Annotated in this window: 24 protein-coding genes and 1 pseudogene; 17 read left to right on the top strand and 8 right to left on the bottom strand. The window is 66.9% G+C overall.

The annotated features are described in order from the left end of the window. Positions 1–73: 73 nt before the first annotated feature. The gene (locus tag ACGFIG_RS10510; protein WP_393001275.1) at positions 74–529 is read right to left on the bottom strand and encodes a helix-turn-helix domain-containing protein; all 456 of its coding nucleotides are present in this window, start codon (positions 527–529) and stop codon (positions 74–76) included. 211 nt (positions 530–740) lie between these two features. Between ACGFIG_RS10510 and ACGFIG_RS10515 the strand changes: the two genes are divergently transcribed. The 3 genes from ACGFIG_RS10515 (at position 741) to ACGFIG_RS10525 (ending at position 2,552) form a co-directional block, all read left to right on the top strand. Further along, entirely contained in the window at positions 741–1,421 is a 681-nt protein-coding gene (locus tag ACGFIG_RS10515; RefSeq protein ID WP_393001277.1) for a DUF5919 domain-containing protein, read from the top strand. Positions 1,422–1,424: 3 nt separating this feature from the next. Then, entirely contained in the window at positions 1,425–1,895 is a 471-nt protein-coding gene (locus tag ACGFIG_RS10520; RefSeq protein ID WP_393001279.1) for an NUDIX hydrolase, read from the top strand. Positions 1,896–1,985: 90 nt separating this feature from the next. After that, positions 1,986–2,552, top strand: coding sequence for an HD domain-containing protein (locus ACGFIG_RS10525; RefSeq protein ID WP_393001281.1), 567 nt, complete (start codon positions 1,986–1,988; stop codon positions 2,550–2,552). A gap of 109 nt (positions 2,553–2,661) precedes the next feature. On the opposite strand, the gene ACGFIG_RS10530 is transcribed toward ACGFIG_RS10525, so the two are convergent. Together ACGFIG_RS10530 and ACGFIG_RS10535 are read right to left on the bottom strand one after the other, a co-directional pair. After that, positions 2,662–3,546, bottom strand: a complete 885-nt coding sequence (locus ACGFIG_RS10530; RefSeq protein ID WP_393001283.1) for a phosphotransferase family protein — start codon at positions 3,544–3,546, stop codon at positions 2,662–2,664. 7 nt (positions 3,547–3,553) lie between these two features. Continuing rightward, a pseudogene (locus tag ACGFIG_RS10535) lies at positions 3,554–4,926 on the bottom strand (hypothetical protein). A gap of 640 nt (positions 4,927–5,566) precedes the next feature. On the opposite strand from ACGFIG_RS10535, the gene ACGFIG_RS10540 reads away from it, so the two are divergent. From ACGFIG_RS10540 to ACGFIG_RS10600, 13 genes are all read left to right on the top strand, one after another. Then, complete coding sequence (locus ACGFIG_RS10540) at positions 5,567–6,001, top strand: NUDIX domain-containing protein (protein ID WP_393001285.1); 435 nt, start codon at positions 5,567–5,569, stop codon at positions 5,999–6,001. Between the two features lie 37 nt (positions 6,002–6,038). After that, positions 6,039–7,943 (top strand): radical SAM protein, encoded by a 1,905-nt coding sequence (locus ACGFIG_RS10545; protein ID WP_393001287.1) that lies wholly within the window; start codon positions 6,039–6,041, stop codon positions 7,941–7,943. After that, the gene (locus ACGFIG_RS10550) at positions 7,919–8,542 is read left to right on the top strand and encodes a hypothetical protein (RefSeq protein ID WP_393001289.1); all 624 of its coding nucleotides are present in this window, start codon (positions 7,919–7,921) and stop codon (positions 8,540–8,542) included. The genes ACGFIG_RS10545 and ACGFIG_RS10550 overlap by 25 nt, the downstream gene beginning before the upstream one ends. After that, positions 8,539–9,267 carry a hypothetical protein gene (locus tag ACGFIG_RS10555; protein WP_393001291.1) on the top strand — a complete coding sequence of 243 codons (729 nt, stop codon included), beginning with the start codon at positions 8,539–8,541 and terminating at the stop codon, positions 9,265–9,267. Before ACGFIG_RS10550 ends, ACGFIG_RS10555 begins: the two co-directional genes overlap by 4 nt. Positions 9,268–9,277: 10 nt before the next feature. After that, positions 9,278–9,913 (top strand): hypothetical protein, encoded by a 636-nt coding sequence (locus ACGFIG_RS10560; protein ID WP_393001293.1) that lies wholly within the window; start codon positions 9,278–9,280, stop codon positions 9,911–9,913. An 11-nt stretch (positions 9,914–9,924) separates the two neighbouring features. Further along, entirely contained in the window at positions 9,925–10,812 is an 888-nt protein-coding gene (locus ACGFIG_RS10565; RefSeq protein WP_393001294.1) for a protein kinase, read from the top strand. 114 nt (positions 10,813–10,926) lie between these two features. After that, the gene (locus tag ACGFIG_RS10570; RefSeq protein WP_393001296.1) at positions 10,927–11,088 is read left to right on the top strand and encodes a hypothetical protein; all 162 of its coding nucleotides are present in this window, start codon (positions 10,927–10,929) and stop codon (positions 11,086–11,088) included. 100 nt (positions 11,089–11,188) lie between these two features. Continuing rightward, entirely contained in the window at positions 11,189–12,112 is a 924-nt protein-coding gene (locus ACGFIG_RS10575) for an aKG-HExxH-type peptide beta-hydroxylase (protein ID WP_393001298.1), read from the top strand. After that, entirely contained in the window at positions 12,109–13,467 is a 1,359-nt protein-coding gene (locus ACGFIG_RS10580) for a serine hydrolase domain-containing protein (RefSeq protein ID WP_393001300.1), read from the top strand. The genes ACGFIG_RS10575 and ACGFIG_RS10580 overlap by 4 nt, the downstream gene beginning before the upstream one ends. 248 nt (positions 13,468–13,715) lie before the next feature. Next, on the top strand, positions 13,716–14,243 hold the full coding sequence (locus ACGFIG_RS10585) for a DUF6244 family protein (RefSeq protein ID WP_393001302.1): 528 nt from the start codon (positions 13,716–13,718) through the stop codon (positions 14,241–14,243). 170 nt (positions 14,244–14,413) lie between these two features. Continuing rightward, a complete protein-coding gene (locus tag ACGFIG_RS10590) occupies positions 14,414–14,836 on the top strand; it encodes a hypothetical protein (RefSeq protein ID WP_393001423.1) in 423 nt (140 codons plus the stop codon). Between the two features lie 15 nt (positions 14,837–14,851). Then, on the top strand, positions 14,852–15,304 hold the full coding sequence (locus ACGFIG_RS10595; protein WP_393001304.1) for a SitI3 family protein: 453 nt from the start codon (positions 14,852–14,854) through the stop codon (positions 15,302–15,304). Between the two features lie 221 nt (positions 15,305–15,525). Continuing rightward, a complete protein-coding gene (locus tag ACGFIG_RS10600; RefSeq protein ID WP_393001306.1) occupies positions 15,526–16,641 on the top strand; it encodes a hypothetical protein in 1,116 nt (371 codons plus the stop codon). A gap of 598 nt (positions 16,642–17,239) precedes the next feature. Here ACGFIG_RS10600 and ACGFIG_RS10605 read toward each other — a convergent pair. From ACGFIG_RS10605 to ACGFIG_RS10620, 4 genes are all read right to left on the bottom strand, one after another. After that, entirely contained in the window at positions 17,240–18,460 is a 1,221-nt protein-coding gene (locus ACGFIG_RS10605; protein ID WP_393001307.1) for a tyrosine-type recombinase/integrase, read from the bottom strand. After that, complete coding sequence (locus ACGFIG_RS10610; RefSeq protein ID WP_113973362.1) at positions 18,460–18,657, bottom strand: excisionase family DNA-binding protein; 198 nt, start codon at positions 18,655–18,657, stop codon at positions 18,460–18,462. Before ACGFIG_RS10610 ends, ACGFIG_RS10605 begins: the two co-directional genes overlap by 1 nt. Further along, complete coding sequence (locus ACGFIG_RS10615; protein ID WP_393001425.1) at positions 18,654–20,222, bottom strand: replication initiator; 1,569 nt, start codon at positions 20,220–20,222, stop codon at positions 18,654–18,656. The genes ACGFIG_RS10610 and ACGFIG_RS10615 overlap by 4 nt, the downstream gene beginning before the upstream one ends. Before the next feature lie 544 nt (positions 20,223–20,766). Continuing rightward, complete coding sequence (locus tag ACGFIG_RS10620; protein ID WP_393001309.1) at positions 20,767–21,279, bottom strand: hypothetical protein; 513 nt, start codon at positions 21,277–21,279, stop codon at positions 20,767–20,769. Positions 21,280–21,892: 613 nt separating this feature from the next. Here ACGFIG_RS10620 and ACGFIG_RS10625 point away from each other — a divergent pair. After that, entirely contained in the window at positions 21,893–22,771 is an 879-nt protein-coding gene (locus tag ACGFIG_RS10625) for a hypothetical protein (protein ID WP_393001311.1), read from the top strand. 851 nt (positions 22,772–23,622) lie between these two features. On the opposite strand, the gene ACGFIG_RS10630 is transcribed toward ACGFIG_RS10625, so the two are convergent. Next, positions 23,623–24,474 carry a DUF4231 domain-containing protein gene (locus ACGFIG_RS10630; protein ID WP_393001313.1) on the bottom strand — a complete coding sequence of 284 codons (852 nt, stop codon included), beginning with the start codon at positions 24,472–24,474 and terminating at the stop codon, positions 23,623–23,625. Between the last annotated feature and the right edge of the window lie 190 nt (positions 24,475–24,664).

Here is a 24,664-nt window from a genome sequence, read left to right on the forward strand (position 1 = left end):
ACCGTGAGCCCTCACCATGGACAAGTTGGCCAGACGCAGGCCGCGGGATCGCGGCGCTTCCGGCCGAGGTGCATCAGGGCAGGTACGCGAGCCCCATGAGACCTCGCGGAATGCCCAGACTTTCGGCGATTCGTTCGAGCACGTCATATGAGGTGACTCGTTGGCGGCCCTGGATAACCGCTCGGACCTGGTTCTCGGTCGTTCCGGTCGCCGCAGCGATCGTCGCCTGGCTCCATCCGCGCGATTTGAGGAAGCGGAACAGGGAGCCGATGTCGCGCTGACGGAGCAGGTCGGCAAGCGAGCGGCCCCCGAAGTGCCCGTCGATCCACCAGTTTGGATCAGCCTGGCTGTGTGCCCGCCACCCCGGGTACCCCGCAGACTGTGACTCGAGCACAGCGGTGGTGGCGGTACGGGTGTTCATGGCCATGGTGGTCAAAGCGGTCTCTCCTGAAGGTGTGGTGTGATGCCAGCGCGTCAGCTTCTGCGGCGGGCCGCTGGGGTGACCAAGGTGCGCTTCTCCGGCGATCACCCTCGCCTCGACATCCGATCGCTGATCGTGGGGATGTGGCCACCCCCGGTCAGGGACTGTCGTGGACGTCCCGGTGGGGTATAAACGCCCCTATGCGTCCCTTGCCAGGTCTCGACCTCTGATGCCGAACGAACGTCTGCGAGGAGCTGTGTCAGCGAAAGGGCTGACCACGCAGCGGTGTGCGGAGCTCCTCGGAGTCGACCCGAAGACGGTGGAACGCTGGATCACCCGCGATCGTGTCCCGCACCGCGCACACCGCGTCGCGGCTGCAGATCTGTTGGGCGTGGACGAGACATACCTGTGGCCTTCGGTCGTGGACGATCCCAGGACGGTGTCCGCGGGGCGGGCCGAGTTGGTGGAGTTTTATCCATCCCGGTCGGCGGTGCCGCTGGAGCTGTGGAGGTCGCTGATCCAGCAGGCGCGGGAGTCGGTCGACATCCTCGTCTACGCCGGGCTGTTCCTGCCCGAGCTCCACGACATCACCCAGCTCGGTGACCGGGCCCGCCAAGGCTGCCGGATACGGGTGCTACTGGCCGATCCGAACGGCGCTGCAGTACGTCGCCGCGGAGATGAGGAGGGCTTCGGGGTTGGGCTCGCCCACCGGGTGTTGCTGAGCCTGCGCTACTACGAGCCGATCTTGACCATCCCTGGCGTGCAGGTCCGGCTGCACGACACGACGTTGTACGCGTCCATCTTCCGGGTGGACGAAGCCATGCTGGTAAACACCCACGTGTACGGATCCACTGCCGCCCACAACCCGGTGATACATCTCCGGCGCGTACCTGGCGGCCGGGTCGTCGACCACTACCTCACCAGCTTCGATCGGGTCTGGGCCCAGGCCGAGCCCGCCTCGGACATCAATGCGGCAATAGCCGCGTTCAACGGGAGATGACGGATGCCACGCCGCGACTTCTTCAACGACCCTGATGCCCCCGAAGCCAACAGCGTGGTGCCGTCGGTGGTCGCGGCAGTTCAGAACGAGCACGGCGAGTTGTTGATGATCCACCGCACCGACAACAACCTGTGGGCTCTTCCTGGCGGTGGTCACGACATCGGTGAGTCGATCGCCGACACGGTGGTGCGTGAGGTGCGTGAGGAGACGGGCATCGAGGTGGAGGTCACGGGCCTGGTCGGCACATACACCAACCCCCACCACGTGATGGCCTACGACGACGGTGAGGTGCGCCAGCAGTTCTCGCTGTGCTTCACCGCCAGACCCGTCGGTGGGAATCTGACGACCTCCAGCGAGTCACGTCAGGTCCGCTGGGTGAATCCCGCCGAACTCGACCAGTTGGACATCCACCCCTCAATGCGGCTGCGCATCGACCACGCCCTCGACAGTCGGACCGCGCCGTACATCGGCTGACGTCGGAGGGGCCTTTCCAGATCCGGGGACGTCCCAACCGTCTGGCCGAGCCGGTAGGGCGGCGGCCCGCGGTGCGGCTAAGTTCGGAGGGTGTCTGACCTGACGGCCACCGCCAAGGACCTTGCTGCTGGTCTCCTCGACTCCCCACAAATGGCCCGGCGATGGGCACACGTCCAGGGTGTCGGCCAGCGGGCCACGGAACTGACGAGCACGGTGGCGCCGGCCGACCGTGACCTGCTGGTGGCAGCCGCATGGCTACACGATGTCGGTTATGCGCCGGACCTCGTGGACACCGGTCTGCACTCCCTCGACGGCGCCCGATACCTGCGACGTAACGGCTACCCACAGCGGCTAGTCGGGCTGGTCGCCCACCACACCTGCGCCCGCGTCGAAGCGGCCGAGCGCGGTTTAGCGGACCAACTCGCGGCCTTTCCGCTCGAAGAGGGACCCCTGATGGACGCGCTCGTCACCGCCGACCTCACGGTCGGACCGCTGGGACAACGTCTCGAGGTCGCCGAGCGCATCGAGGAAATCCTCCGACGGTACTCTCCGCAGAGCCCCGTTCACCGGGCGATACAGCGAGCAGAGCCGCTTCTCATTGCGCACGTCCGCCGAACACTGGATTGGCTCGACGTCGACAAGCAACCCGCTCCATGACATTCGAAGTGAGACCGGTTGGTCCAGCCACATGACCTGTATGCCAACGTCTGGAGGTGAAACGGCCCTCCCGGCTCTGGCTGTCCGACCGTCAAGCCGGCCCGGAATGTCAGAGGATGCGCCACTGGACGAGTTCCTGGTCGCCCCGTCTGAGGGCGCTGATGCGGCGGAGCACCTCGGCCTCTGCGTCCGTGCCGGGACGGGACTTGCGGGCGTTGGTGGCGATCATCTGTAGTTCGCGGAGTTGGCACAACTCTTCGAAGCTGTGCCACGAGGTGACATCCCAGCCGTATGCGGCGGTGAAGTCAGAGAAGGCGGCAGGGCCCGGTGGGGTAAACCGGCGACAGTGCACGGCGACGGTGGCCAGGTCCCATTCCCGGGGACCGACGGCGGCACCGTCCCAGTCGGCAAGCACTGGCGTGCCGTCGAAGCGGCGCAGTGCGTTACGGCTCTGGGGATCGGACTGGATCAGGCTTGCGCCCCGGGGAAAGCTCATTCCGCTCCAGTGGGTGGCGAGCGATTCGAGACGCTTCATCAGCAGGTGACGGTCCTCCGAGGTAAGGATCGTCGAACTTTGTACCGACCGTCGGATGTTCTCCACCGGCTCCAAGGTCGGCAGGCTCACCGGAGGAACCGGCAGGGCGTGCAACTGCCGGAGCAGAGCGCCCAGTTCGGCCATGGTGACCGGAGTGTCGTTCGCCGGATCGAGCCGCTGCCAGACGGTCACAGCATGCTCGCCCACGAGCAGGGGTTGTGGCAGCCGCGAGCTGAGGCCAACAGTCGGGAAGCCCTGACCAACCAGCCACCGCACGACGGCCACCACGGCGTTCACGCGCTCTACGCCGAATTCCGCCGGAGCGATCTTGACCACCACGTCACCGACCGCGTAAACCGCGTTCGTGTGATGCCGGATCAGGACGGCGTCGGCATCGGACAGCTCCAGGCGACAACACACCTCGGCGAGCGCCGGACGTGTTCGCGCTTCGACGAACATGGGGCCCCTAGGGATCGAGCGCGGCAGTTCCGGCAGCAAGCGTACGGGCGCGCTCCCGGCAGGCTCGCACATAGTCCGTCAGCTCGGTGGTCTCGCTGCCGCGATGTCTAGCCGGAATCGCCGAGACCACGTCGCTCGCCCTCGTCAGGATGATCTCCGTGCGCTGCGTCTCGGGCAGGGTGGCGACGGCGTCGAGCGCCGACGCTGCGGCCTCTGCCGCTCGCCGGTCACCCACCAGGCACATCGATCGGTCCAGCGCGAGGAGAGCGGGATCGATCGGCACCGAAGGTGTGGGACCGTAGAGGCGCAGGGCCTCGTCCTGCACCCGGTAGGCCTCGCTCGTGTCGCCCAGCCAGGTACTCGCTCCGGAGAGGTAGAACAACAGGCGCTTCATCGGAAGCGGAAGGCCGTGTCACTGTCGTCATCGCCGACCTGGTCGAACAGCTGCCGGGCCTGAACGATCGCCCGCCGCGCCTGCTCAGCCGATCCGAGTCGGGCCAGCGCCCGTGCGCGTCCCGCCGCAGCAAGCGCCGCCGAGGGCGACGGCATCGCGGTGACCGCCAGCGCCGCCTCCGCCAGAACGACCGTCTGCCGGGGGTCACCGAAGTAGTAGGGCAGCATCGCCGCTTGGGCCCGGACCAGCACCCGAAGCCTGCTGTCCGAGCTGTCATCTGCCGCGTGGATCGCTGTCCGGTACCACAGGCGTGCCTCGCCGACGTTCCCGAGCCGCATGAGCGCGTCGGCGCACATGGTCGCCAACAAAGCCGCTGTGCCGGAGAGCCGCGCCTGGACCGCCGCTGGCTGTCTACGCCGGGACAGGACCTGCACCTCGACACACTCGGCGGCCAGCCGCGACAGCATCACCCCAGGCGGGGCTGCCGGATAGATCCGCATGTGCTCGCCGGCCGCTTCCTCGATCAGATCGAGTTGTCGCGGAGCGACGGTCGATGAGGCGAGCGCTTCGTCCAGCCCGGTACGAAGCCGGGCGAGCGCGGTGATCTCTTCATCGGACCGGCCTCCTACTGGTCGCCCGTCTGATGAAAAGTCCGCTGGACCGCCCGCCTCCCGGTCGAATGAGGGCTTTGCATCGCCCATCTCGTCCTGGCCCAAGCCCATCCAGGATCGGGGAATACCTAGTCCTACCGCGATGCGTTCGAGGACCTCGTAGGCCGTTACCTGGCGCATGCCCTTGGTGATCTCGGCGGCGCGATTCGGGGACACGCCGACCAACGCGGCGATGGTGCCGTAGGAGACCCCACGGGCATGCAGGAATCGGAACGTGGTGGCGACGTCACGGCGCTCCAGGAACTCGCGGATCGGCCGGCCCTCCCAGACACCCGACATCCACCAGGACGGATCGACCTTGGCGCCCACAATCACCTCCGGGAACAGCTACTACTAAGAATCGATATCCCACTACGTTTCATCGCTCACGACAAGCCGGCTCGGGAACTCATCGCAACGAGTGACGCCGTCACAGATGATCCTCGTTGTCGCGACGACCTTAACCCCCCATCGTGACCCCCCATCGTGGCGTCGACAGCGTCGAACGGAACCGGCAGACTGAACATCGTTCACCGATAGAAAGGAGCGGGAGGCGCTAGGCACTGCAGCACCTTCGACCCTGCTCCACCGCCGTTGGACATACTTGCGCGGCGCCCTCCCCTTCGAGTCGAAGGTGCGTCGCAGGTCTTTAGGCTGAAGGTGCCCGGGCATTCGATTTTCGCTGGATGACCGATGACGACTCTCCTGTTCGCTGCGCTATCGATGTCTGTCTCGACCGACGCATGAAGTCCTGAGACGAAGAGCAGACCATTGAGCTCGGGGATCACGGATAGACCGAAAGGCGACACCCTTTTGTGGACAAAGATTCCGATCTCGTAACGCCTGGTGGCCGGACATAGACTCAAGGCCGTTTGCTCGGCGACCGGCGGTCCGCACCCAGCACGGTGCGGTTTCTCCGACGGCCTCCGGGCCGGCCTGTACGTGTCTGATTCGAACGAATGAAGAGGGGTCTTCCATGCCGGAGCGGGTCACCAAAGACAAGGTCCTCTGCTACGTCGTACGTGATGGCAAGCTGCTGGTCTTCCGGCATACCGACTACAGCTATGAGGAGGTCGGCATCCAGGTTCCGGCCGGAAGCATCCACGCCGGCGAGACGCCGGAGGCGGCGGCGCTGCGGGAGGCCCGCGAGGAGACCGGCCTGAAAGATTTCAAGATCGTGCGGAAGCTTGGCGAGACCGAGTACGACATCAGCCCGTATCGGTTCGAACTCCAGCGCCGCCATGTTTTTCACCTGGAACTGACCGAGCCGACGTCGGAGCGGTGGATGAGCCAGGAGGACCACGACGGGGAGCAGGAGCCGACGCACTTCGAATGCTTCTGGATTCCGTTGGAGGCCGCCCACATCCTTCAGTCCGGCCAGGGCGCCCTGTTGGGACGCCTGTACGACTGACCCCGCCCGGCCACGGCGCACCCCTGGGAGGCAGCCGATGTACGGCACCACTGATCAGCACGACCCGATGGCCCATCTGTACCGCGGCCTCGACGTCGAAGACGCCGACAGCGCCGTATCGGTGATTCTCAAGCTACGGGGTGAGACCTGCGACATCGACTGCCTGTACTGCTACGAGAAACGCAAGGAGGCCCCGGGGGGAACCCGGATCGACGCCGGTCAAGTGCGTCGGCTTACCGAGCTCTTCCCGGGGCGTCCGCTCGCCGTCGAACTGCACGGCGGCGAGCCGCTGACAGCCGGACGCGACCACGTCGCCGAGGTCCTGCGCGAACTGGCGTCCCAGCCCAGCGTCGTGCGGGTATCGATGCAGACCAACGGCGTGTTGCTCGATGAGCAGTGGCTGTATCTGATCGAGGACCTGTACCCGCGCCTCCAGATCGGCATCTCCCTCGACGGGGACGAGGCGGGCAACGCCTGGCGGGTTGGCTATGACGGCCGGCCGGTGTACCCGCGCGTCGCCGCCGCGTTGCGCCTGCTGGCTGAGCGCGGCTGGAGGGTGGGCGTGATTGCTGCGGTCACTCCGACGGTGCTCGGCCGTGCCGAGGCGGTCCTGGACCACCTCGCCGGCTTCGAAGCGGTCAACGCCGTCAGCTTCGTGCCCTGCTTCGATGCCTCCGTTCAAGGCCCTACCGCTGCCCAAGGGCAGCGCCTTCCCGCGAGCCGACTCCTTCAGCGCGCTGCTCTGCGCGGCCCGCAAGGACCGGGATGGGCGACCACCCCGGACCAGTACGCCGAATTCGTGCTCGCCGCCACCGTCCGCTGGATCGGCGCTGGGTACTTCACCCGGCTGAAACTGGAACCGGCCGTCTCCACCATCCGACGGCTGCGCGGACTGGATACCGGCTTCTGCCACTTTTCCAACCTGAAGTGCGACCACATCTTCACGCTCTATCCGGACGGACGGCTCGGCAGTTGTGACGAGCTGCCCTGGCCGCAGGCCCAGCTCACCCTCTTGGACCAGGTCGCCGGACAGAACGCTATCGTCGCGGCCCAACGGCGACTGCCTCTGCTCAACCAGGGCAAGGCCCTGATGAAGCGGTGCACCACCTGCGATTACCGGTCCGCGTGCGGTGGCGGCTGCGTGGCCACCCGCTGGCGTCAGGACCAGGCTGGCGACCAGAACTCCTACTGCGACTACCGGATGCGGATGATCGACGGTATCGCCGCACTCCTCGCCCAGCCCGCACACCCGGCAGGGGCTTGGTGCCGCAGGGTGCGCCTGCGACCCCGTACGCCGAACAGCATGCGCGACGTCGGCTCTCTCGTCGCCCGCTGGGACCACCTCAACGCGAACCGTCCGGGCGCGCGGCTTCGCATCAGCTCGCACGGCAACATCAACACGGTCGGCCTGCCCGGCGTACACGAGGCCGATGACCTCGACCCGGCCCATCCCCAGTGGCGAGAGGCGATCGAGCCCGGCGTCCGCTCGCTGGTCGACGCTGTCACCCAGGGCTGGTGCCTGATCACGTACGACAGCTGTCAGGGACACTCCTATCCAGGCCTTGATCTGCTGCCCGCCGAACGCCGGGTCGGCATTCTCCCGCGTGACCGAACCGAGTACGCGCGAGCTGCAGGCGCCCTATGCCGCGCCGTTACCGCAGCGACCACCGACCTGCCCGCTGCGGTGCAGGTGGTCGTCGGACGGGCAGAACTGACGTGCGAGACCACCGGACGCACGAGCCCCGTACTCGACCTGGCGCTGCGCCCAGGCCCGGGGCACGGCTGGCCGGCGTACTTCGACGCCGTTGACGCGGCCACCCGTGCCGTCGCCGATGCGCTGCGCAGCGAGCGGCCAGCCGAGGACGGCTGCTCTTGCCCAGCGCCTCAAATCACTGCTCCGACCAGTGAGGAGGCGGCATGGACAGCGTCACGGACTCGCTGACGATTCATCAGCTGCTGGGGCGGATCGTGTACTTCCACGCCCTTTTCATCGAGCCCTTGATCCTTTCCACCACGGCGCACCGACCGGGCCCGGTGTGCTGCAACCATGGCCCGAGCTCGGGCCGCAGTACCGTCGGCGAGTCGTTGACGGACTCCGCCTGGGCGGCTCTCATCGAGGTCGCCGCCACCCTCCCGGCCCACGGTCGATCGTGCCCGATGGCCAACGGCGCGTGCTGTGCCACCTGCCGCGTTGTGGCCGCAGCAGCTGCGGTCGCGGCTAATTGGGCCCAGACCGAGTACTGCCGCTACCAGCGGACCGAGCCGGCCGAAACGCTCCTGCGCTCCTGCAGCCTCGCTGCGGCGGTCCGGCTGGGGCGCGTCTTCGCCACGCAGCAGGCTGCTTCATGTCCGGCGTTGGACCAGCTGACCGTGCTCGAGGAGCAGCCCGGTGCTGAGGAGCTGCCGTTGACGGGCGAGCTGCTGGCCCTTTGGGCCAGCCCAACCGTCAACACCCGCCACCCTGTGGCCAGTTGGCTCAACCACTGCACCGACCTGGACGACGTCCACCGCGTGCTCGAGACGAGGAGGACCGACTCGTGATCCACATCGCCGAGACCGTCGCGGTCGGCAGCGTCGAAGGGTTCCTCGGCACCGAGGATCTGGACCGGCTCGCCGCCATGATGAACGACTTCCTCACCGAGGAGACGCGCGTCCGCTTCGGCACGCAGCGGGCCACCTCCATCCATGAGATCCCCGGGCACTCCACCGAGCGAGCCATGGCCGTCTACGAGCCGGCCGGACGAATCGAGGTCCCGAGGATCCCGGACAACGCGGAGCAGCTGCTTCAGCAGGCCTTCGACCGCGCCCGCACCGCACTGTCCCGCGTCATGCCATCGATCACCACATGCCGCCCGTGGACCTACATCGAGTACGGCCCCGGCCAGCACATCACCGGCCACCTCGACGGCATCGCCCCCGACCCGCTCGCCTGGCCGCGGCAGATCGCCGGCATCAGCGTAGTGATTCACAAGGCGGAGACCGGCGGCGCGTTCTACGTCGAGAGCACCTCCAGCGACCGCCTGTGGAATGCCCACATGGACCACGACGCCCAGAGACACGGCTACGCCGGCGGCATGTGGCTGGCCCACGACGGTGCCGACCACTCGGCTGACTGGTATACGGCCATGCCCCGCACCCGGTGGAGCGTGAGCCCTGCGCCAGGCACCGCCTTGCTCTACGGCTCTCAGCTCACCCACGGCACCGAACCGGTCACCCGTGGCCGCGTCGCGAAGTTCATCAGCTGGCTGATCGCCGAGAAGAGCTAGGAGGCGAGACATGCTGCTGGCCTTGGAAGGAATCGCCGGAGCCGGAAAGAGCACGCTACGCGACCGGCTTCTCGCCACCGCCGCCCGCGATAGCGTCCACCTCAGGCACGTCGGCCAGTTCTCCTGGCTGTCACTGGAGGCCACCCGCACCATCATCGGCCTGCGGGCCGGACACCCGGCCGGAAGCGGCGGGCGGGCGGCGGCCGCGGCCCGCCGCGACCTGGAACTCCATGCCCGCCACAATCTCGCCCCCGCACTGTCCCTGGGTCCAGTCGTTGCCGATCGGCTCACCCTGTCGACTGCCTGCCTGCTTGCCCTGCTACATGACCGTCCTGTCGCCGACTACGTTCAGCAGCTCGCCGAGATCACGGCCGCGCGGGCGGAGCTGACCGTCCTGCTCACCACCGAGCCCGAGCTATGCCAGGCCCGGCTGTCGAAGCGGCCCACGAGGCGCCGCTTCGCAGAGGGGCTGTCGACCGCCGCCCGGCTCGCCGGTTTGTATGAGCTGGCCGCCAACGCATGGACCGAAGTGACCGGCCTGTCCGTGCTGCGCCACCCTTGCGCCAACGAAGCCGACCTCCACTTACTGGCCGCCGTCTGCCTGGACCGACTGCGCGAATCCGCCCCGAACACGGCGCGAGTATGAGGAGCCGGTACATGCATCTGCATCCCATGCACCCCGCCGCCTGGGTCCTTGACCAGCTTCGTGACGCCGGCTGGCACGTCCACGACCTTCTCTGCTTCACCCGCGCCAGCACCCTGGTACTCGTCAGCCGCAACGAGACGCCACCGGTGGTCCTCAAGGCCGGCTTCGGCAGCAACCACGTCCTAGCCGCACTCGACGACACCACCCGCCAAGCCGCCTACGGCTTCTACTGGTACGCAGAGATGACGGAGGCCGAAAGGGCCTTGACCCGCGAGGACTTCCGCCACGAGATCGCCGCCACCCGCGCCGTCCAGGGTGCAGAGCACGTCGTGCCGCTGCTGGAAGAGGGCAGCACCGACGGGTTCGACTGGTACACCATGCCCCACTGCGTCGGCGGCAACTTCGGGCCTCACCTCACCACCGCCCTCAACCGAGACGAGGTGGCGGCCGGGCTGAGCATCTTGGCCGACGTCGCCGAGGGCCTGCGCAGCCTGCACGAGCGCGGGCTCGTGCACCGCGATGTCTACCAGGAGAACATCCTCATCCACGACGGCTGCGGGCTGATCACTGACCTCGGTGCCGCGCGCCGCACCGACACCCCGCGCGGCCCCACCGCTCGGGGCCCAGAAGTGCACTGGCCCCCGGAGTACGCCACATCCTACGACCGCGCCACCCCAGCCGCTGACGCCTTCAGCCTCGCGGTCCTGACCTACCGCTACCTGTGCGCCGACATACCCCGCCACGGCCCCTCCCGACTGCACACCGCACCCGCACGACTCCGCACGACCATCACCGCGGCGCTCGCCCCAGCACCCGAGAACCGACCCGCCATGAGCGAGCTACGCGACGCCCTGCGCCAGGCGGCCATTCCCGCCGACCCGTCAGCTCCGCGCAGCTGATGATCCACCACCAATCGGAAGGAGACGTGGTGCCCACCGCCCGTTCGCCGCCGCCCCACTCGGTTCCAGAAGGCGTACGGCCTCTCACCCCCGATCGGAAAGGACGAGCCATTCATGGACAACGACCAGATCAGCGACTTCCTCGCCGCCGTGGACGACCTGCGCGGCGACGACGAGACCGTCCGCAGCACCCGCCACACCTCCAGCGTTTCCGCGGAGGGCTGGCCGACCACCGAGGACCTGAGCACCGCGGCGCCCGCAACCACCGACGCCTGAGCTCCGCGCAGCTCACCGACGGCAGGCCGCGGTGAGCACCCTGGTGCCGGCCCCGCACGGGGCCGGCACCAGGCCTGGCCCTGTCGGAAGGACTCCACCCGTGGACGTGCCCGCCATCCCCCTCTTGTTTGCCCCCATCCAGGCCCACCACCGCGACCGCACCCGCCGGATCCACGCCGTTCTCCAGCCCGCCGTCCAGCACAGGGCCAGCGCCCCCGACGCCCCGGGAACGGACGCCGCCAATTACTGCCTGGCCCACCATGTTCTCGAAGGTGCTGAGGCCGCTGCCCGAGCACGCGAAACTCCCACCTTCGACTGGTACAGCGCCCATCCGGACGCGAACGCCTCAGCGCTGTCGGCAGCCACCGCCGTCGGCCTGCGCATCATCCTTTCCCCCGACCTGAACCGCCTGCCCCGTTCAGCGATCTCCGAGACCCCCTACTACGTACTGGGCCCGGACACCACCGCTGCCCCGCCGGACCTGCGGGAACTGGCCGTCGCCGCATACGCCACCGGCGTGCAGAACGGTTTCGCCGACCTTCTCGCCAGCCACGCAGTCGTTGTCTGCCTGCTACGCCGGAAACAGCTCGGCGACCCCCTTGACAGCTGGACCATCACCCGGCTGCCCGGCACCGTCTACTGCGACCACGTGAACGACCCCGTTGTGCTGGCCCGCGACCTGATCCACGAGGCGGGCCACAACTGGCTCAATGACGCCCTAGGCGCCACCGCCTGCAGGATCGGCGATGAGGCGACGTTCTACTCCCCCTGGAAGAAGACGAACCGGCCTGCCTTCGGCTTCCTGCACGCCTGCTTCGCCTTTCCCCTCACCATGATCTACACCGCCCGCGTCCTGCCCGGAACCAGCGGCAACCTGTACCGGTTCCTGTCCGCCTACCTGGAGCGGCAGCGCGGGCTGCTCGCCGCCACCGTCACCGACCACGCCCGCGCGCTCGCCCTGATCACCGCCCCCGAACTGCGGGAACGCCTGCGCTCCATCCACCACGAGGCCCTCAACCTGTGAACCCCACCAACCCCCTGGCTGCCTCCACCACGACGCGCCTCGCGGACCGGCTGGAGGAACCCGGCGTCATCCTGCGCATCCGTCACGCCGATGGTCTGCTGGTACAGGCGCACACCGGATCGGCCAGCCTTGAACTCGCCGCGCCCATCGGAGAAAACACCGCCTTCAACATCGGCTCCGTCGCCAAACAAGTCACCGCATACCTGTGCATCCGCGCCGCCCGCGACCGCCTTTTCACACTGGACCGGCCCGTTGGCGCCATCCTGCCCCGCTTCCACATCCCCGACGTCACCATCGGCGACCTCATCCAGCACCGTGGCGGCATCCGGGACGTCGAATCTATGCTGTCCCTAGCCGGCCTCCGCGAACTCGACCACTACACCGCCGACGACCTGCTCCAACTCGCCTACCGCCAGCAGCACCGGGCTGTCGAGCCAGGCCGCTTCCTGTACAGCAACACCGGCTATCTCCTCCTCGCTGAAGCCCTCAGCCACGCATACAGCGCCGGACTTCACGAGATCGCCGACTGGCAGGTCTTCACCCCACTTGGTATGACCTCAGCCCGCTTCAGAACCGATCCACGCGAGGTGCTGTCCGGTGCCGCCGCCAGCTACCAGGCCGTCGCCAGCGGATGGCAGCACCGGCAATGCCCAGTCACCCTGCCCGGCCCCGGCTCCCTGTGGTGCACCGCCCCAGACCTGGACCGCTGGCTTGCCCACCTCTGGCACGAATGGCACCACTCGGCCGACGACGCGTTCCCGTTCGAACCGGACGTCAGCTACCGGCCCAGCGACCACCTGCCGTACACGTACGGCGCCGGACTGTACGCCGATCCTCGCCCCGGACGCACCGCCGTCTTCCACTACGGCCACGAACAGGGATTCTCCGCCGCCGCCCACCTCACCAGCTCAGGGCGCCGCGTCATCTGCCTGTCCAACCACGCCGGGATCACCGCCGACCACGTGACCGCCACTGCTCTCGCCGACCTCACCCACGGCCTCGGAACCGACCCCGGTGAGCTTCTGTCTCGCGTCCTGCGCAGCCGTTCCGCACCCGAAGCCACATTGCTGGAAAGCATCGATACCGAAGCGCCCCACACCGCACTCCTCGGAACCTACGTCTGCGACGAGGTGCCCGGCACCGTACGCCTGAGCCGTAGCGCGGGCTCGCTGTACCTATGGCGTCGGGGAACCCGTGACCGCCTCACCTGCAGCGGGCCCGCCACGTACACCGCGAACGGCTATACGCTCACGCTCACGACCCCTTCGGCGGACGAAAACAGGCCGCCGCCCGACGGCTTCATTCTCGACCTCGACCGCGCACCAGGACTGCAGTACCGACGATGCTCTGACTAACTAACCAACTCACCACAGGGCCACAGTCAGCCCGGGACGCGCGGCTCGCATCCGCCGGGCTCAGAGAGACCATCAGCACACACCACCGCGACCTGTTCGTACATCCTGACCGCAAATGGATTCGACAGCCGACCGCACCTCCGATGCTTGGCACACCTGCTCCCGCTGACGCGGCAGATCGGTCAGGAGCGCAACACTGTGCTTGGTTGCCGCAGCCAGCCACGTCGCCGATTGGAGAACTGTTCCACGTGTCGAACATCGAGAAGATCAACGCTGAGTTGAGTGCCCTGACAGCCGGTACCGACAGAGCCCGCGGCCTCACCGCTGCGGCCGGTAACCAGGCGCAGGAGGTCGGCGTTCGTGCCGCGGGCGCTGGCTTCGCCGCTGTGGCCGTCGGGATGGTCCGGGTCCGCGACGCGATCACGGAGATCCAGGCTGGTCTGGGCCGTCTCTCCACGTCGATCGGGGAGGCGGCGCAGGCTGCTGCGGCGGTGCCTCGGCAGGGCACGCCGCAGGAGACGGTCGCCGGGCTGGCGCCGGTGCGGAGTGCTCTGGACAGCGCCCGCGACGCAGGGACAGGAGTAATCGGTCAGGTCGGCGAGGCACAGCAGCTCGTCACCGCCGTCTTGCACGGTGGGGAGCCAGGTCCCCTGTTGCAGGCTCTGGAGGGCGCAAAGCAGGTCGTGGTGCTGATCGTGCAACGTACCGGCTCCACCCGACAGGTCGTCGAGGCGGCGACCGCCGAGGCGCGGCGGCTGGGGTCGTCGGGAAACTGACCGGGGCTGGCGGCCCCACGCCGGCCAGCCCTACCCCCGACGCTGCCGACGGCTCGACTACGACAGCACCCACCGCGGGTGACCCCGACCTCCCCGGATCGGGCCCCACCCCGTGGCGCAGGCTGCCCACCGGCGTTCCCGGCGGCTCGCCGACCGGACCACGGACCAGGATCCCGCCGCAGCAGGACGACGCGGTACGGCGCTCGCTCGAGTTGGAGAACGAGTGCGCCGACACTCTCGCCCACGACGGCTACCGCGTGCACCAGAACCCGACACGGCGGGAGATCGCCGACGCACGCCAGAGCACCGGGGACGTGGGCAAGCCTGACAAGGAGCCGGACTACCTCATCGAGGGCCACGTCTTTGACTGCTACTCACCCACCCCCGGTAAAGCGGTACGCGGGGTATGGACGGAAGTGTCGGAGAAGGTGGCCAGGCAGCAGACCCAGCGTGTGGTGTTGAACCTGCAGGACTGGCGCGGCGACATCACCGCCCTGCAGAAACAGTTCGACGACTGGCCGGTCCCGCACCTCAAGGAACTGGCAGCGGTGACCCGAAGCGGTGCGATCATTCAGATCGTCCGACGAGACTGAGAAGGCAGGCAACGCGTGGGCATCGAGTACCGACTGACCCTAGCCGGCGACATCCCGCTGGAGGACCTTGCTCCCCTCGTCGCCCCGCACGGCATCGAGGAGTCGACACTGCCCGGCTATCCCCGGCTCCTCAGCGCCGACCTCGGAGAGGAACTCGGCTACACGGTCACCATCTCCGCAGGCAGCAACGGCTACTTCGACGCCGAGGACGACGACGGCACCCCATGGGAATGGGAACCCGACACGTACGCAAACATCGTCTTCCACCTGCGCAAGAACGACCCACCCGAGGACGCGGTCCCCAACATAGTGTCGGCCGTCGCCCGTGTCCTCGACAGCAGGCAGGAAGACGCCGCACTCGTGCTCAACGGCAACTGGCTCCTGCTGACGCGGGTCGCAGGAGAACTACGCGAACACCGGCCATCGTGGTGGGGCACATACGGCGTTCGGGAGATTATCGCGTGGTAGGCCGGTCCGGCAGCGTGGGAGGCTCCGCCGTGCCGTGCCGTCGGAATCCGGGCCCTGAGATTTCGGGTGTATGGGAACGGTGTTGTGCAGCCCTCCGGACGGCTGGTTAGATTTGCCGTCTCAGACGGATGCGGTGGAACCAGTCGCATGGTCACCTGGAATGACGGCTCGACTGAACTCAGCGAGCTGGCCCGCCGCTGAATCGCCTGGGAGAAATCGCCATGACCGAAGCCCTGATTGACGCGGGCGACTCCGACGACGGTGCCGCTCGGGAGGCTGTCGAGCAGGAGCGGGCCGAGCTGCGGGAGTTCATCAAGGGGTTGAACCCGGACGACGTCAGGTCAGGCGACTGGTTCTCGAAGCTCGTCGCGCAGGCCCTGAGTTCCTACACCGACAAGGTCGACTGGCGGTACTTCCAGGAAAAGTACAAGGGCGTGCCGGCGGACGGCATCGTCGAGCAGCGGATCACAATGGCATCGCGGTACGCCGCGCTCGAAGGTGGACTCTCGGCCGGGGCGTACTCGGCGGCCGTCGCCGCCACCATCGGCAGCGCTGGTGGCGCTTCACCGCTTACTCTGCCGGCCGCTGGGGTTACCCTCATGGTCGACCTCACGTACATCACCCGGCTTCAGCTGCGCCTGGCCTACGACATCTCCGTGCTGTATCGGGTCCCGCTCGACCTGTCCGACCCGGATGACATGTGGAAGCTCATTCGCGTGGCTTTCACGATCAAGGGCGGGGAAATGGCGCGGGAGAGTGTCACCAAGTCCGTCCCGCTCGTGGTGCGTCCGTTGATCAAGAAGTTCTTCTCCGGGGGTGTCCTGACTGCGGCGAAAGGGCTTCCCGTCGTCGGGAAGTACCTCCTGCAGCGCAACGTCATCAAAGTCGGTATCCCTCTGGTCGGTATTCCCCTGACCGTCGTGCTGAACCGCTACACGACGTTGGTCGCAGGCCGGCATGCGCGAGCCGTGTTTCGTAACGAGGCGCGGGTGATCGAGCTTGCCTGGAGGCTGAGCAGCAGAAGTAAGTATCCGCAGCTGATGCTGTGGGTCGCGTGGCTCGTCATCGCAGCGGACAACAAGATCGGCGACGATGAAACGCTGCTGATGAAGCACCTGGCGCGGATCGTCCGCGAGATGCACGGAGTAGTCGATGATCAACTAGCCAATGTTGTCGACATCGACCCCGACGATGTGTGGAAGCGTCTTGAAGCCGAGCCCGGGGACCTAACTGAGCTCCTTGACGTCGCAAGCCGGGTGGCCGCGGTAGATGGCGACATCACCGCACGTGAGCGAGAAGTCATTGCTCATCTTCATGGACGCTGCAGTCGAGCCTGACGCCGCGATACGCTACGCAGCTCCAGGATTTTGGCGGTTTGAGGTTTCAGTGGCGATCGGCCCCTGAGCCCAGAATGCGCTTGCCGGATGGGAGGGCAGAGGTAGCAGTGCGTGATCGCGATGATCGGGACGAAGAAACCGAAGGGGTACGGCTACGCCGTCGTGCTGTGCGGCCTGAAGACGCTGGCCGATCGGGATGGCCGGCGGGGTCCGTGCCCGGCGTGATGACCTGTGAGGGAACGGCGCCCTAGGATCTGGCTGCTCCACGGGTGCTCGGATGTTCCGGTGCCGGACGGATTCGCCGCGCGATTCCTGGATTCGCACCTGTGCCGACCCCTCATCGCGCCGTAACGTCAGGCAGGCACGGTGCGGACCAGCGCAAACACGGACGGACGGTGTGCCCAGAACCCGGACAGCAGACCCGACTCCGGTCGCTGCACGGTGTCGAAGGCGTATTGTCCCGTTCTGCGCACTTTTAATCCATAGGTTCAGGGTTCGAGTCCCTGGCGGCCCACTCTTCCGCAGGTCACCGGCCCTGACCGGGCTCCTGAAAGCCGCGATCAGGGCCGGTACAGCAGCGAAGTACAGCAGTAGCGCCTCACGGGTCCAGCACGCTGCCGAGCCGCTTGAGCGCGTCGCGGGTGGCCGCCGACGACACGACTGTGTAGATCTCCATTGTGATGGCGAACTGTGCGTGCCGGAGGATCTGCATCGCCACCCGGGGGTGGACGTCCAGGTCGGCCAGGAGCGAGGCGCAGGTCCGCCGGGCGTCTCGCACGGTGACCCGCCGGACTCCGGCGGTGTCGCAGCGCCGGTCCCAGAAACGGTTGAAGTTCCGTGGCTCGACCGGCCGGCCGTAGCGGGTGGTGAAGATCAGGTCGGAGGGGTGCCAGGCCGGGCCGGCGGCGTCCCGGGCGGTGGTCTGGGCGGTGCGGCGACGGTCGAGCGCCACGGTGCAGATGTCCGGCAGCGGCAGGGTGGCGTCCGAGGCGGCGGTCTTCGTCTCCCGGTGCAGCAGTTCGGCACCCACCCGTTGGAGCTGCCGGTCGATGGTCAGCTCCCCCGCGTCGAGGTCGACGTCAGCCCAGGTGAGTCCCAGCATCTCCCCCTTGCGCAGGCCGAGCACCAGGACCAGGACGTACGCGGCGTAGAGCGGATCGTCGTCGGCGCGGGCCGACTCCAGGAAGCGCCGCGCCTCGTCGCTCGTCCACGCCTTCCGCTTGCGCTTGCGTACCGGTGGCAGCTTCACCAGGGACGCGACGTTGCGGGTGATCAGCCCTTCGGTGATCGCCTGGGACAGCAGCGTCCGGAGCACGGTCCGCAGGTGGGTGACGCTCGTTGCCGAGGGCAGATCCCGGCAGCAGCGGCCGAGGGCACAGCAGCGACGCTGGGCGAGCTTGCGCCGCTGGTCCTTGCCCTGGGCACAGCACTGGCAGGTCCGCCCGACCTCGTTGATCCACGTCTGGACGTCGCTGACCCGGAGCTTGTCGAGCCGCTTCCGGCCGAGCCCTGGCACGAGGTAGAGCCGGACCACCACCTCGTAGGTGACGTAGCTGCCCGGGGCGAGGTTCGGCTTGACGATCTCGCGCAGCCAGTAGCTGGCGTACTCCCCCACAGTCGGAGAGCGCGTCGCCACCGGGCCAGCTTTGGCCTGCCCATGCAGCTTGATCCACTTGTCGTGGACCTCCTCGCGGGTCTTGCCGTAGACCCACTTCCGGCCCCGCTTGCCGTCGGGCTTCTCGACCCAGACGTACGCGGCGAAGCCGTTGCGGTACGGGAAGATTGAGCCTTCGCCGTTGGCTCGACTGCGTCCGGGCATCAGGCCGCCTCCTGCCGCTCGACCTGGTCACGGATGTAGTCGTCGACCCATTCGGGGAGGATGCGGCGGTACTTGCCGTCCTTGATGGAGCGCAGCTCGCCGGTGGCGATCTTCATCTTGACCTTGGAGATGCCGAAACCGAGCAGAACGGCGACCTCGGCGGGCGAGTACCAGCGCGGGGTGAGGTCTCTGCTCATGCGGCGGCCCCGACGAGCCAGGCTTCGTGGGCCAGTTCTTCCCGGCCGATGCGTCTGGCCTGCCGGCGCTGGGCGGCGGCAGTGTTGGCCAGGAGCGCATCGCCTTCGGTGAGCCACCCGGACCCGGCGTAGGTGAGAACGCCAACCGTCACGGTGTCGGTGGGGTTGTCGTCCTCGGCGCGGCGGTAGGTCGCGCGGGTGTCCCGCAGCAGGCCGAAGGTGACGGAGTAGCGGCGGGCCTTGGTGAGGAAGTGACCGCCGAAGCCGAGCATGTGCGCCCAGCGACGCAGCCCGGCGTAGGCGTTCGGTCTGGTGTCAAGGCTGCGTTGACGGTCGTCGGCCGTTGCGGCGCCGCTGTCGGTGACGGTGGCGGTGGGCCGTCCGAGGCGCCAGCAGGCGTCGATGAGACGGGCGAGGTGGTCACCTTCCGGATCGGCGTAGTCGTCGACGGTGGCGGGGGTGAGTCGGGTGGATTGATGGCCGGTGGCTTCGGTCGCCTTGGTGGCGTACTTGGCGAGGTAGGCGGCCACCTTGCCGTCGGTCAGCTCGCCGCTGGCGCTGTTGATGCGCCGGACGTCGACCTGCTCGCCCCAGGCCACCACCCAGCCGCGTTGCTGGTCGGGATGCGAGGGCGTAGTGACGGTGATCTGGCGTGCGGCGGCGTGGACGGCTGCCTCCAGGTCGTCGGCGGTGACGCCGGCCGGCGGCGGCACGAGCGCATCCGGGTCGTCGGGGTCGACGCCGTCGAGGCGTAGCAGGACGTGGAAGTGCACGGCTGCCCGCCGCTGCATCTCGGCGACCTTCCCGTGCGACACCCGAACTGGCGGCAGCCGGCGCACCTTTCCGGAGTCGGTGATGACCTGGACGAAGGGAATGCCGCGTCGGCGGCACAGCGCGGCGAGGTGCCGTTCAACGGCCTGCTTCGTGCGCCGCCACAGTTCGCCCGAGAAGTAGTTCCAGACGACCTGGTGGCCGTGGTCGTAGCAGTCCAGGCACAACGGCTGCCCAAGCCACGGATCGTCGGCGTCGTGACGGGCGAAGCACGCCGCCGGCTGACCGTGCCGACAGGTGCCGGCGCGGCTCCGGGCACGGCAGGGAGCCGGACGGCAGTCGCAGCGCTGGCGAGTGGTGCAGGTGTGGCGAGGGACGTGCCGGTGGTGGACTGCGCCGAAGGATGGCGCGGTGAAGGTGGCGAAGACGACCGGATGCCGATCGACCGAGGCGGGGACGCCCTTGCCGCCAGTCAGGCCGCAGCGCACGACCTGGTAGGCGTCACCGGCGTAGACCCAGGCGCAGTCGGGGCAGTGCGATTCGCGGCGGTTGCCGCACGCCTTATAGAGCGCCCCGTCGGGCAGTTCGTCGGTGTGCTGCTCGCCCAGAACCCGGCCGGTGTCTCGCTCGACAGCGGCGATCGTGCCGGTAAGGCGGATCGGGCGGGTACAGCCGCCGGCGGTGCGGGTGTGCTCCAGCCAGCCCGAGAACTCCGGCTGGGCGGCACGGTGCAGGGCTTGGGCGTCACGGCCGCTGGCAACGCCGGGACGGAACAGGTCGAGGGGTGTGGACACGACTCTCCTCACGGGGTGGCAGGGACGGAAAACGAAGCACCACCAGCCGTGGACGTCTGTCCGCTGGTGGTGTTCGTCGGGTCTCCTGGCACCGCCGGAAGGGCGGCTCACGCCGGAGGGCGGATGGCTGGTGATGCCAGTTACCGCCGATAGGTCATGTCCTTTGCGCTCGTGGACTCGGTGATGAGGGCCGGCACGGGTGGGGAACCTGGGATGTCGGCATCCAATGGATCGCCGCAGGCTGCCCCACCCGTGGAAATAGCGAATCCGGGCCATCGTGGACGGCAGGGAAGGCCGTAGTGAGCCGCTAAGCGGATTCAGGGACCGGCACAGCGGCCGGTGCGATCAAGAGCCGGCGGGACGTGGTCCGCATCAGCGGCAGGAAGGCCGCTCGGCAACTCCGACGTCGAGTCCAGCGATCCGGCGGGAGGGCCGCGCTGGCGTGCTCGACGAGCGCCAGAGTAGCACCGGGTACCGACACGTCAACCCGCCGTGACCGCGCTTCACCGTCTTGGCGAGCCTGATCCGCCTTACGGTTTGGGTGTCAGCAGGCGCACTCGAAGGACAAACTGCTACTCGCTGGGGTCGCGACCCAGGCTGCACGGACAGGGGGATGCTGTTGCATCTCCGCCCAGGCATCCGCCAGCGCGGCGGCGCGTAGCGGCCCGGTGGGAGCAAACCTGAACCCCGTGTTCTGGACGTCAAGGCTGTCAAGGCCGATCAGATCGGCGTCATCGTCGAAAGCCAATTCGAAATCGAGCTGCCATAGTGCGGGCTCCCTGTAGGGGGCGTCATGGTCACCGAGATCAGCGATGGCGATCTGCCGGGTGAAGGTCAGAATCAGACGGTTGTCGGTCCAGGACCGTCGGCCCCACTGGACGATGAAGCCGTCAGCATCGGAGTCCGGAGTCGGATCGATGCCATCGATGTCCAGTTGCAGAAACTCAGCGAACCCACCCCATGCCGCCTGCACGTCGGGCACCGAGGCCTGCTCGATGCCACGCCGCCGCAGGATCTGTGCGAACGTGTCAAGGCTGCTCTGCCACGGGATCTGCATGTGCCCAGCATGCCCCGACGGGAAGCCCGGCTGCCGGCTGCCGGCCGGCGTGGGAGGACTTTCTGTACGTCTATCAAGGCGGCCCTGAACGGGCCGCACGCGCCGCCGCCTGGGCGCGCGTCCGTCGCTCCGCTGGCGCTCCGACTCCGGCCACGCAACACGCCCGGCGGCTGGCGCGGAGAGCGGAAAGCCCGGAGGGGCCGCTGCAGCACGACAGGAACGTTGACCGGGTGGTGGGTCGGCAGCCGGCCGGGCCGCGCGGCCACGAGCCCGCGCGGCGCAGGGGAGCGCACGCCGGCCGCGTCGGCGAGCTGGCGGCGGGTATGGGGTTGCGGTTACTGCGCCTCCGGCGGGGGCTCTCCGGCTCCAGGATGGCCGGGGCTGCGTCGGCGGCTCGCGGTCCGTGGGTGGTTGCGGTGGAGAGCCTTCCCGTCTGCCATCGACCCGGGCAAGCCGAGCAGGCCACCGCCCGACCCGCCAGCGTCCGAACGTGCGTCAAGGTCCGCTTGACATGGCGGGCCGGGCGGCGGCCCGCTCCCCAGGAGGGCGGGTCGACGGCAGACGGGATGGCAGACGTGCGCTGAATTCTTGACGTAGGTGTAAGACTGGCGGGATGCCAGCACAACCTCCATTGCCAACTGCCGATCAAGTGATAGGCGCTCTAGACCGTACGGGCTTTCTCTTCGAACAGAGGGTCGCGGGGATTCTAGGGGAGAGGACCGACACTGGTTGGGCCTTTCAGGATCAAGATACAGGCACGAGCCGCGAAATAGACATTTACTCAACCGGCTTTGCGTTCTGGTCAACCGAGGGCGACACCAATCTCCGCTGGGCGGTATTGGGTGAGTGCAAGAACTATCAGTGGCCTTGGGTTGCTCTGACTAAACCTTGGGAACGAGAGACGAGGTTCCTCGACGCTCCTGAGCTCATGTTTACTGCGGCAACCAGAATCGAGCTGAAGGCGGATGAGGACTATTTTCTGAGCAGCGGATCGAAGCCCAACTTCGCTAGGAGGTACGAACGAGTTCGCTTCCGGAATCAGGCCCGAGCGGTCCAATTGGCGAAGCTGAACAAGAAGTCGGGCGGCTGGGAAACTAATTCCAGCGACATATTCAACGAAGTGACCTACCCTCTAGCTAAGGCGGTCTCCTTCCTCGGGGAAGAGTTTAAACGACGAGAAAAGGACATCGATTTCAGGCGTGTGAGGCGCGAAGTATATCTTCTCTTTCCGGCAATCTTCTTGTCGTCCCCGATATACGCAGTATCTGCCTCCGAGGCCGAACCGCAGGTTGAACAAGTGCAGCACGTAACCTTGGAGCGACGACTTTCCTCCAAATCGGTTACAGGGCGGTTCCGGTACGACGTGGTGCATGTGGACGGAATCAAGGATTGGTACAACAATCATGTTTTGCGCGTTGTGCGATTCTTTGCAGAGGAGTTGCAGCTTCCCTGGGAGCGCGTCATGGGGAGAGGAACCAAAGAGTTGGTGTAGCCATGCGACAGCGAAAACATGCGCGAAAGGTCGAGGGATGACAAGAGCTGCGAGGCGGCTCAAGTCACGGATAAATCCATTTCATCGGGGTTGCCGCTGCCTCTCAGGTTAGGGGTTGGGCCTTCGCTTCGCGATCGCGTGCCCGATCCGTGCCCGATGCAGCGGTCAACATCGGCCAGTAGGGGTCCGTCCCGCCGCTTGGCTTGGTCGTCTGCTGCTCCACCAATAGCAGGCACCACGCCCACCGGCCCTCACTGAACCCGATTCCCAAGCTGAGCGTGCACACCTGCAAGGATCGCTACATGACCAGCGAGGAAGTTCGGCGTTGTCCCGAGTCCGGGCATGTGCCGCAGCTTCACCCGAGGCCGGGCGATCTGGACCTTTCCATCTGCCCGGCCTGCATCTATGAGGAGGATGAAGGGCTACGCGATGTCGAGGCCATGTGCGCGAGGTCGTTCCCGGCGTCGCGGATGGGGACTAACCGAGTGACGACCGTGACGGACGCCCACGGACTGTGGAGGACGGTGTAGGACCCTCTTTGCAGCTCAGCGCTCGCCTCATGCCAGCTCACGAGGCTGCGTGTGTTGCCTGGGGGTCAAGGGGTCGACGAGGACCAGGTCCAGGCCGTCACCAGGCCGCGGAGGTCAATCGGGAGCGACCAACGACGACCACTGGTGACGACGTCTGCCCACAAGGCGTGGCCGGCGCGATGACCAGGCCGGCCGGGGCCTGCTTACCTGTAGTTGGTGAACTGCATAGCCGAAGATCACCCACGGTGCCAAGGATGGCCCCTCCGGGCTGCCGAGGCGTTGTCCCAATCCAGCTGCCTGCCACCACCGTCATGGCCCCTCCTAACCGGTCGCAGCCGCTGCCTCCCGGTTCTCGTTGGGCTGGTCTAGGCTCTGCTCTCGCTGTCGCTGCATGGCGCGGATGCGCTCAACCTCTTCAGAGAAGACGCGCATGGCTTCTTCTTTAGGCAGGCCCTTATATCTGCCCGTCCCCAGTTCCACTCCGTTCCACTCCTGTTCGATCGCGTCGGCTGTCTGCTGAAGGTAGAAGCCACGCTCGCGGAACTTGAAGTAGCCCGTAAAGCCTGCGGAGATTCCGACGGCAAAGCTGAGCGCAACAGTCAACCACCGGAGCTGCTCTGCGTTTAACGAGAGCCCAGCCACGGTTGAAGTGGCGAGAGATCCGACGATGATGACGGATTGAAAAGTGTTATGAATGCGCCGGTAGTGCTCGCTTGACTTTCGGACTTGCCGGATGTCTCCCTGCGCCCTTTCCCGATAGGCGGTTCGGCGATCGTGAACGGGCAGCGTAGCGATGCTCGAAAACAATTCTCGCGCTTCATAGAGAAGGGTGAGTTCTAATTCAAGTTGCCTTACGGGAACCCAAGCGGCCTTCTCTTTTTCGTTCTGTACGTAGATTAGTAGCCCGATGGCAGCGGCGGCAGCAACTATGCATGCAGCAATGAGGATATTGAACAAAGCGTCAGGAATGTAGCTCTCTGGAACATAGCTGCGGACAAGGATGAGCCCGATAACAGCAAGAGGAGTGGCAGTCGCTAGCCATTTTATTGACCGCGTTATGCCCCTGGCCCGTTCCAGCTTCGACTGCGCAACAAGGATTTCTCTGCGAAGTTCTAGGATCTCGCCAGCCGCGTCATTCTCGTGAACCCCGCCAGCCGCGTCAATCGCCGTCATGCATCCGCCCTCGTCCGCTTTGCTTGATCTAAGAAGATAGGGCCCGAATGACTACAGTGATGCTGGCTGACACATATCTGACACTATCCGTAGGCTGAGGTTCCCCCGGTTTGCCGGAGGGTTGGTTACCTGGCGCCGGTGGGCTCAGGTTGAACGATAGCCATCTGGTCGTGCTGTGCCTGGTGGGTGT

Origin of the sequence: Micromonospora sp. NPDC049048 (genome assembly GCF_043197615.1) — a bacterium.
GTDB lineage: Bacteria > Actinomycetota > Actinomycetes > Mycobacteriales > Micromonosporaceae > Micromonospora.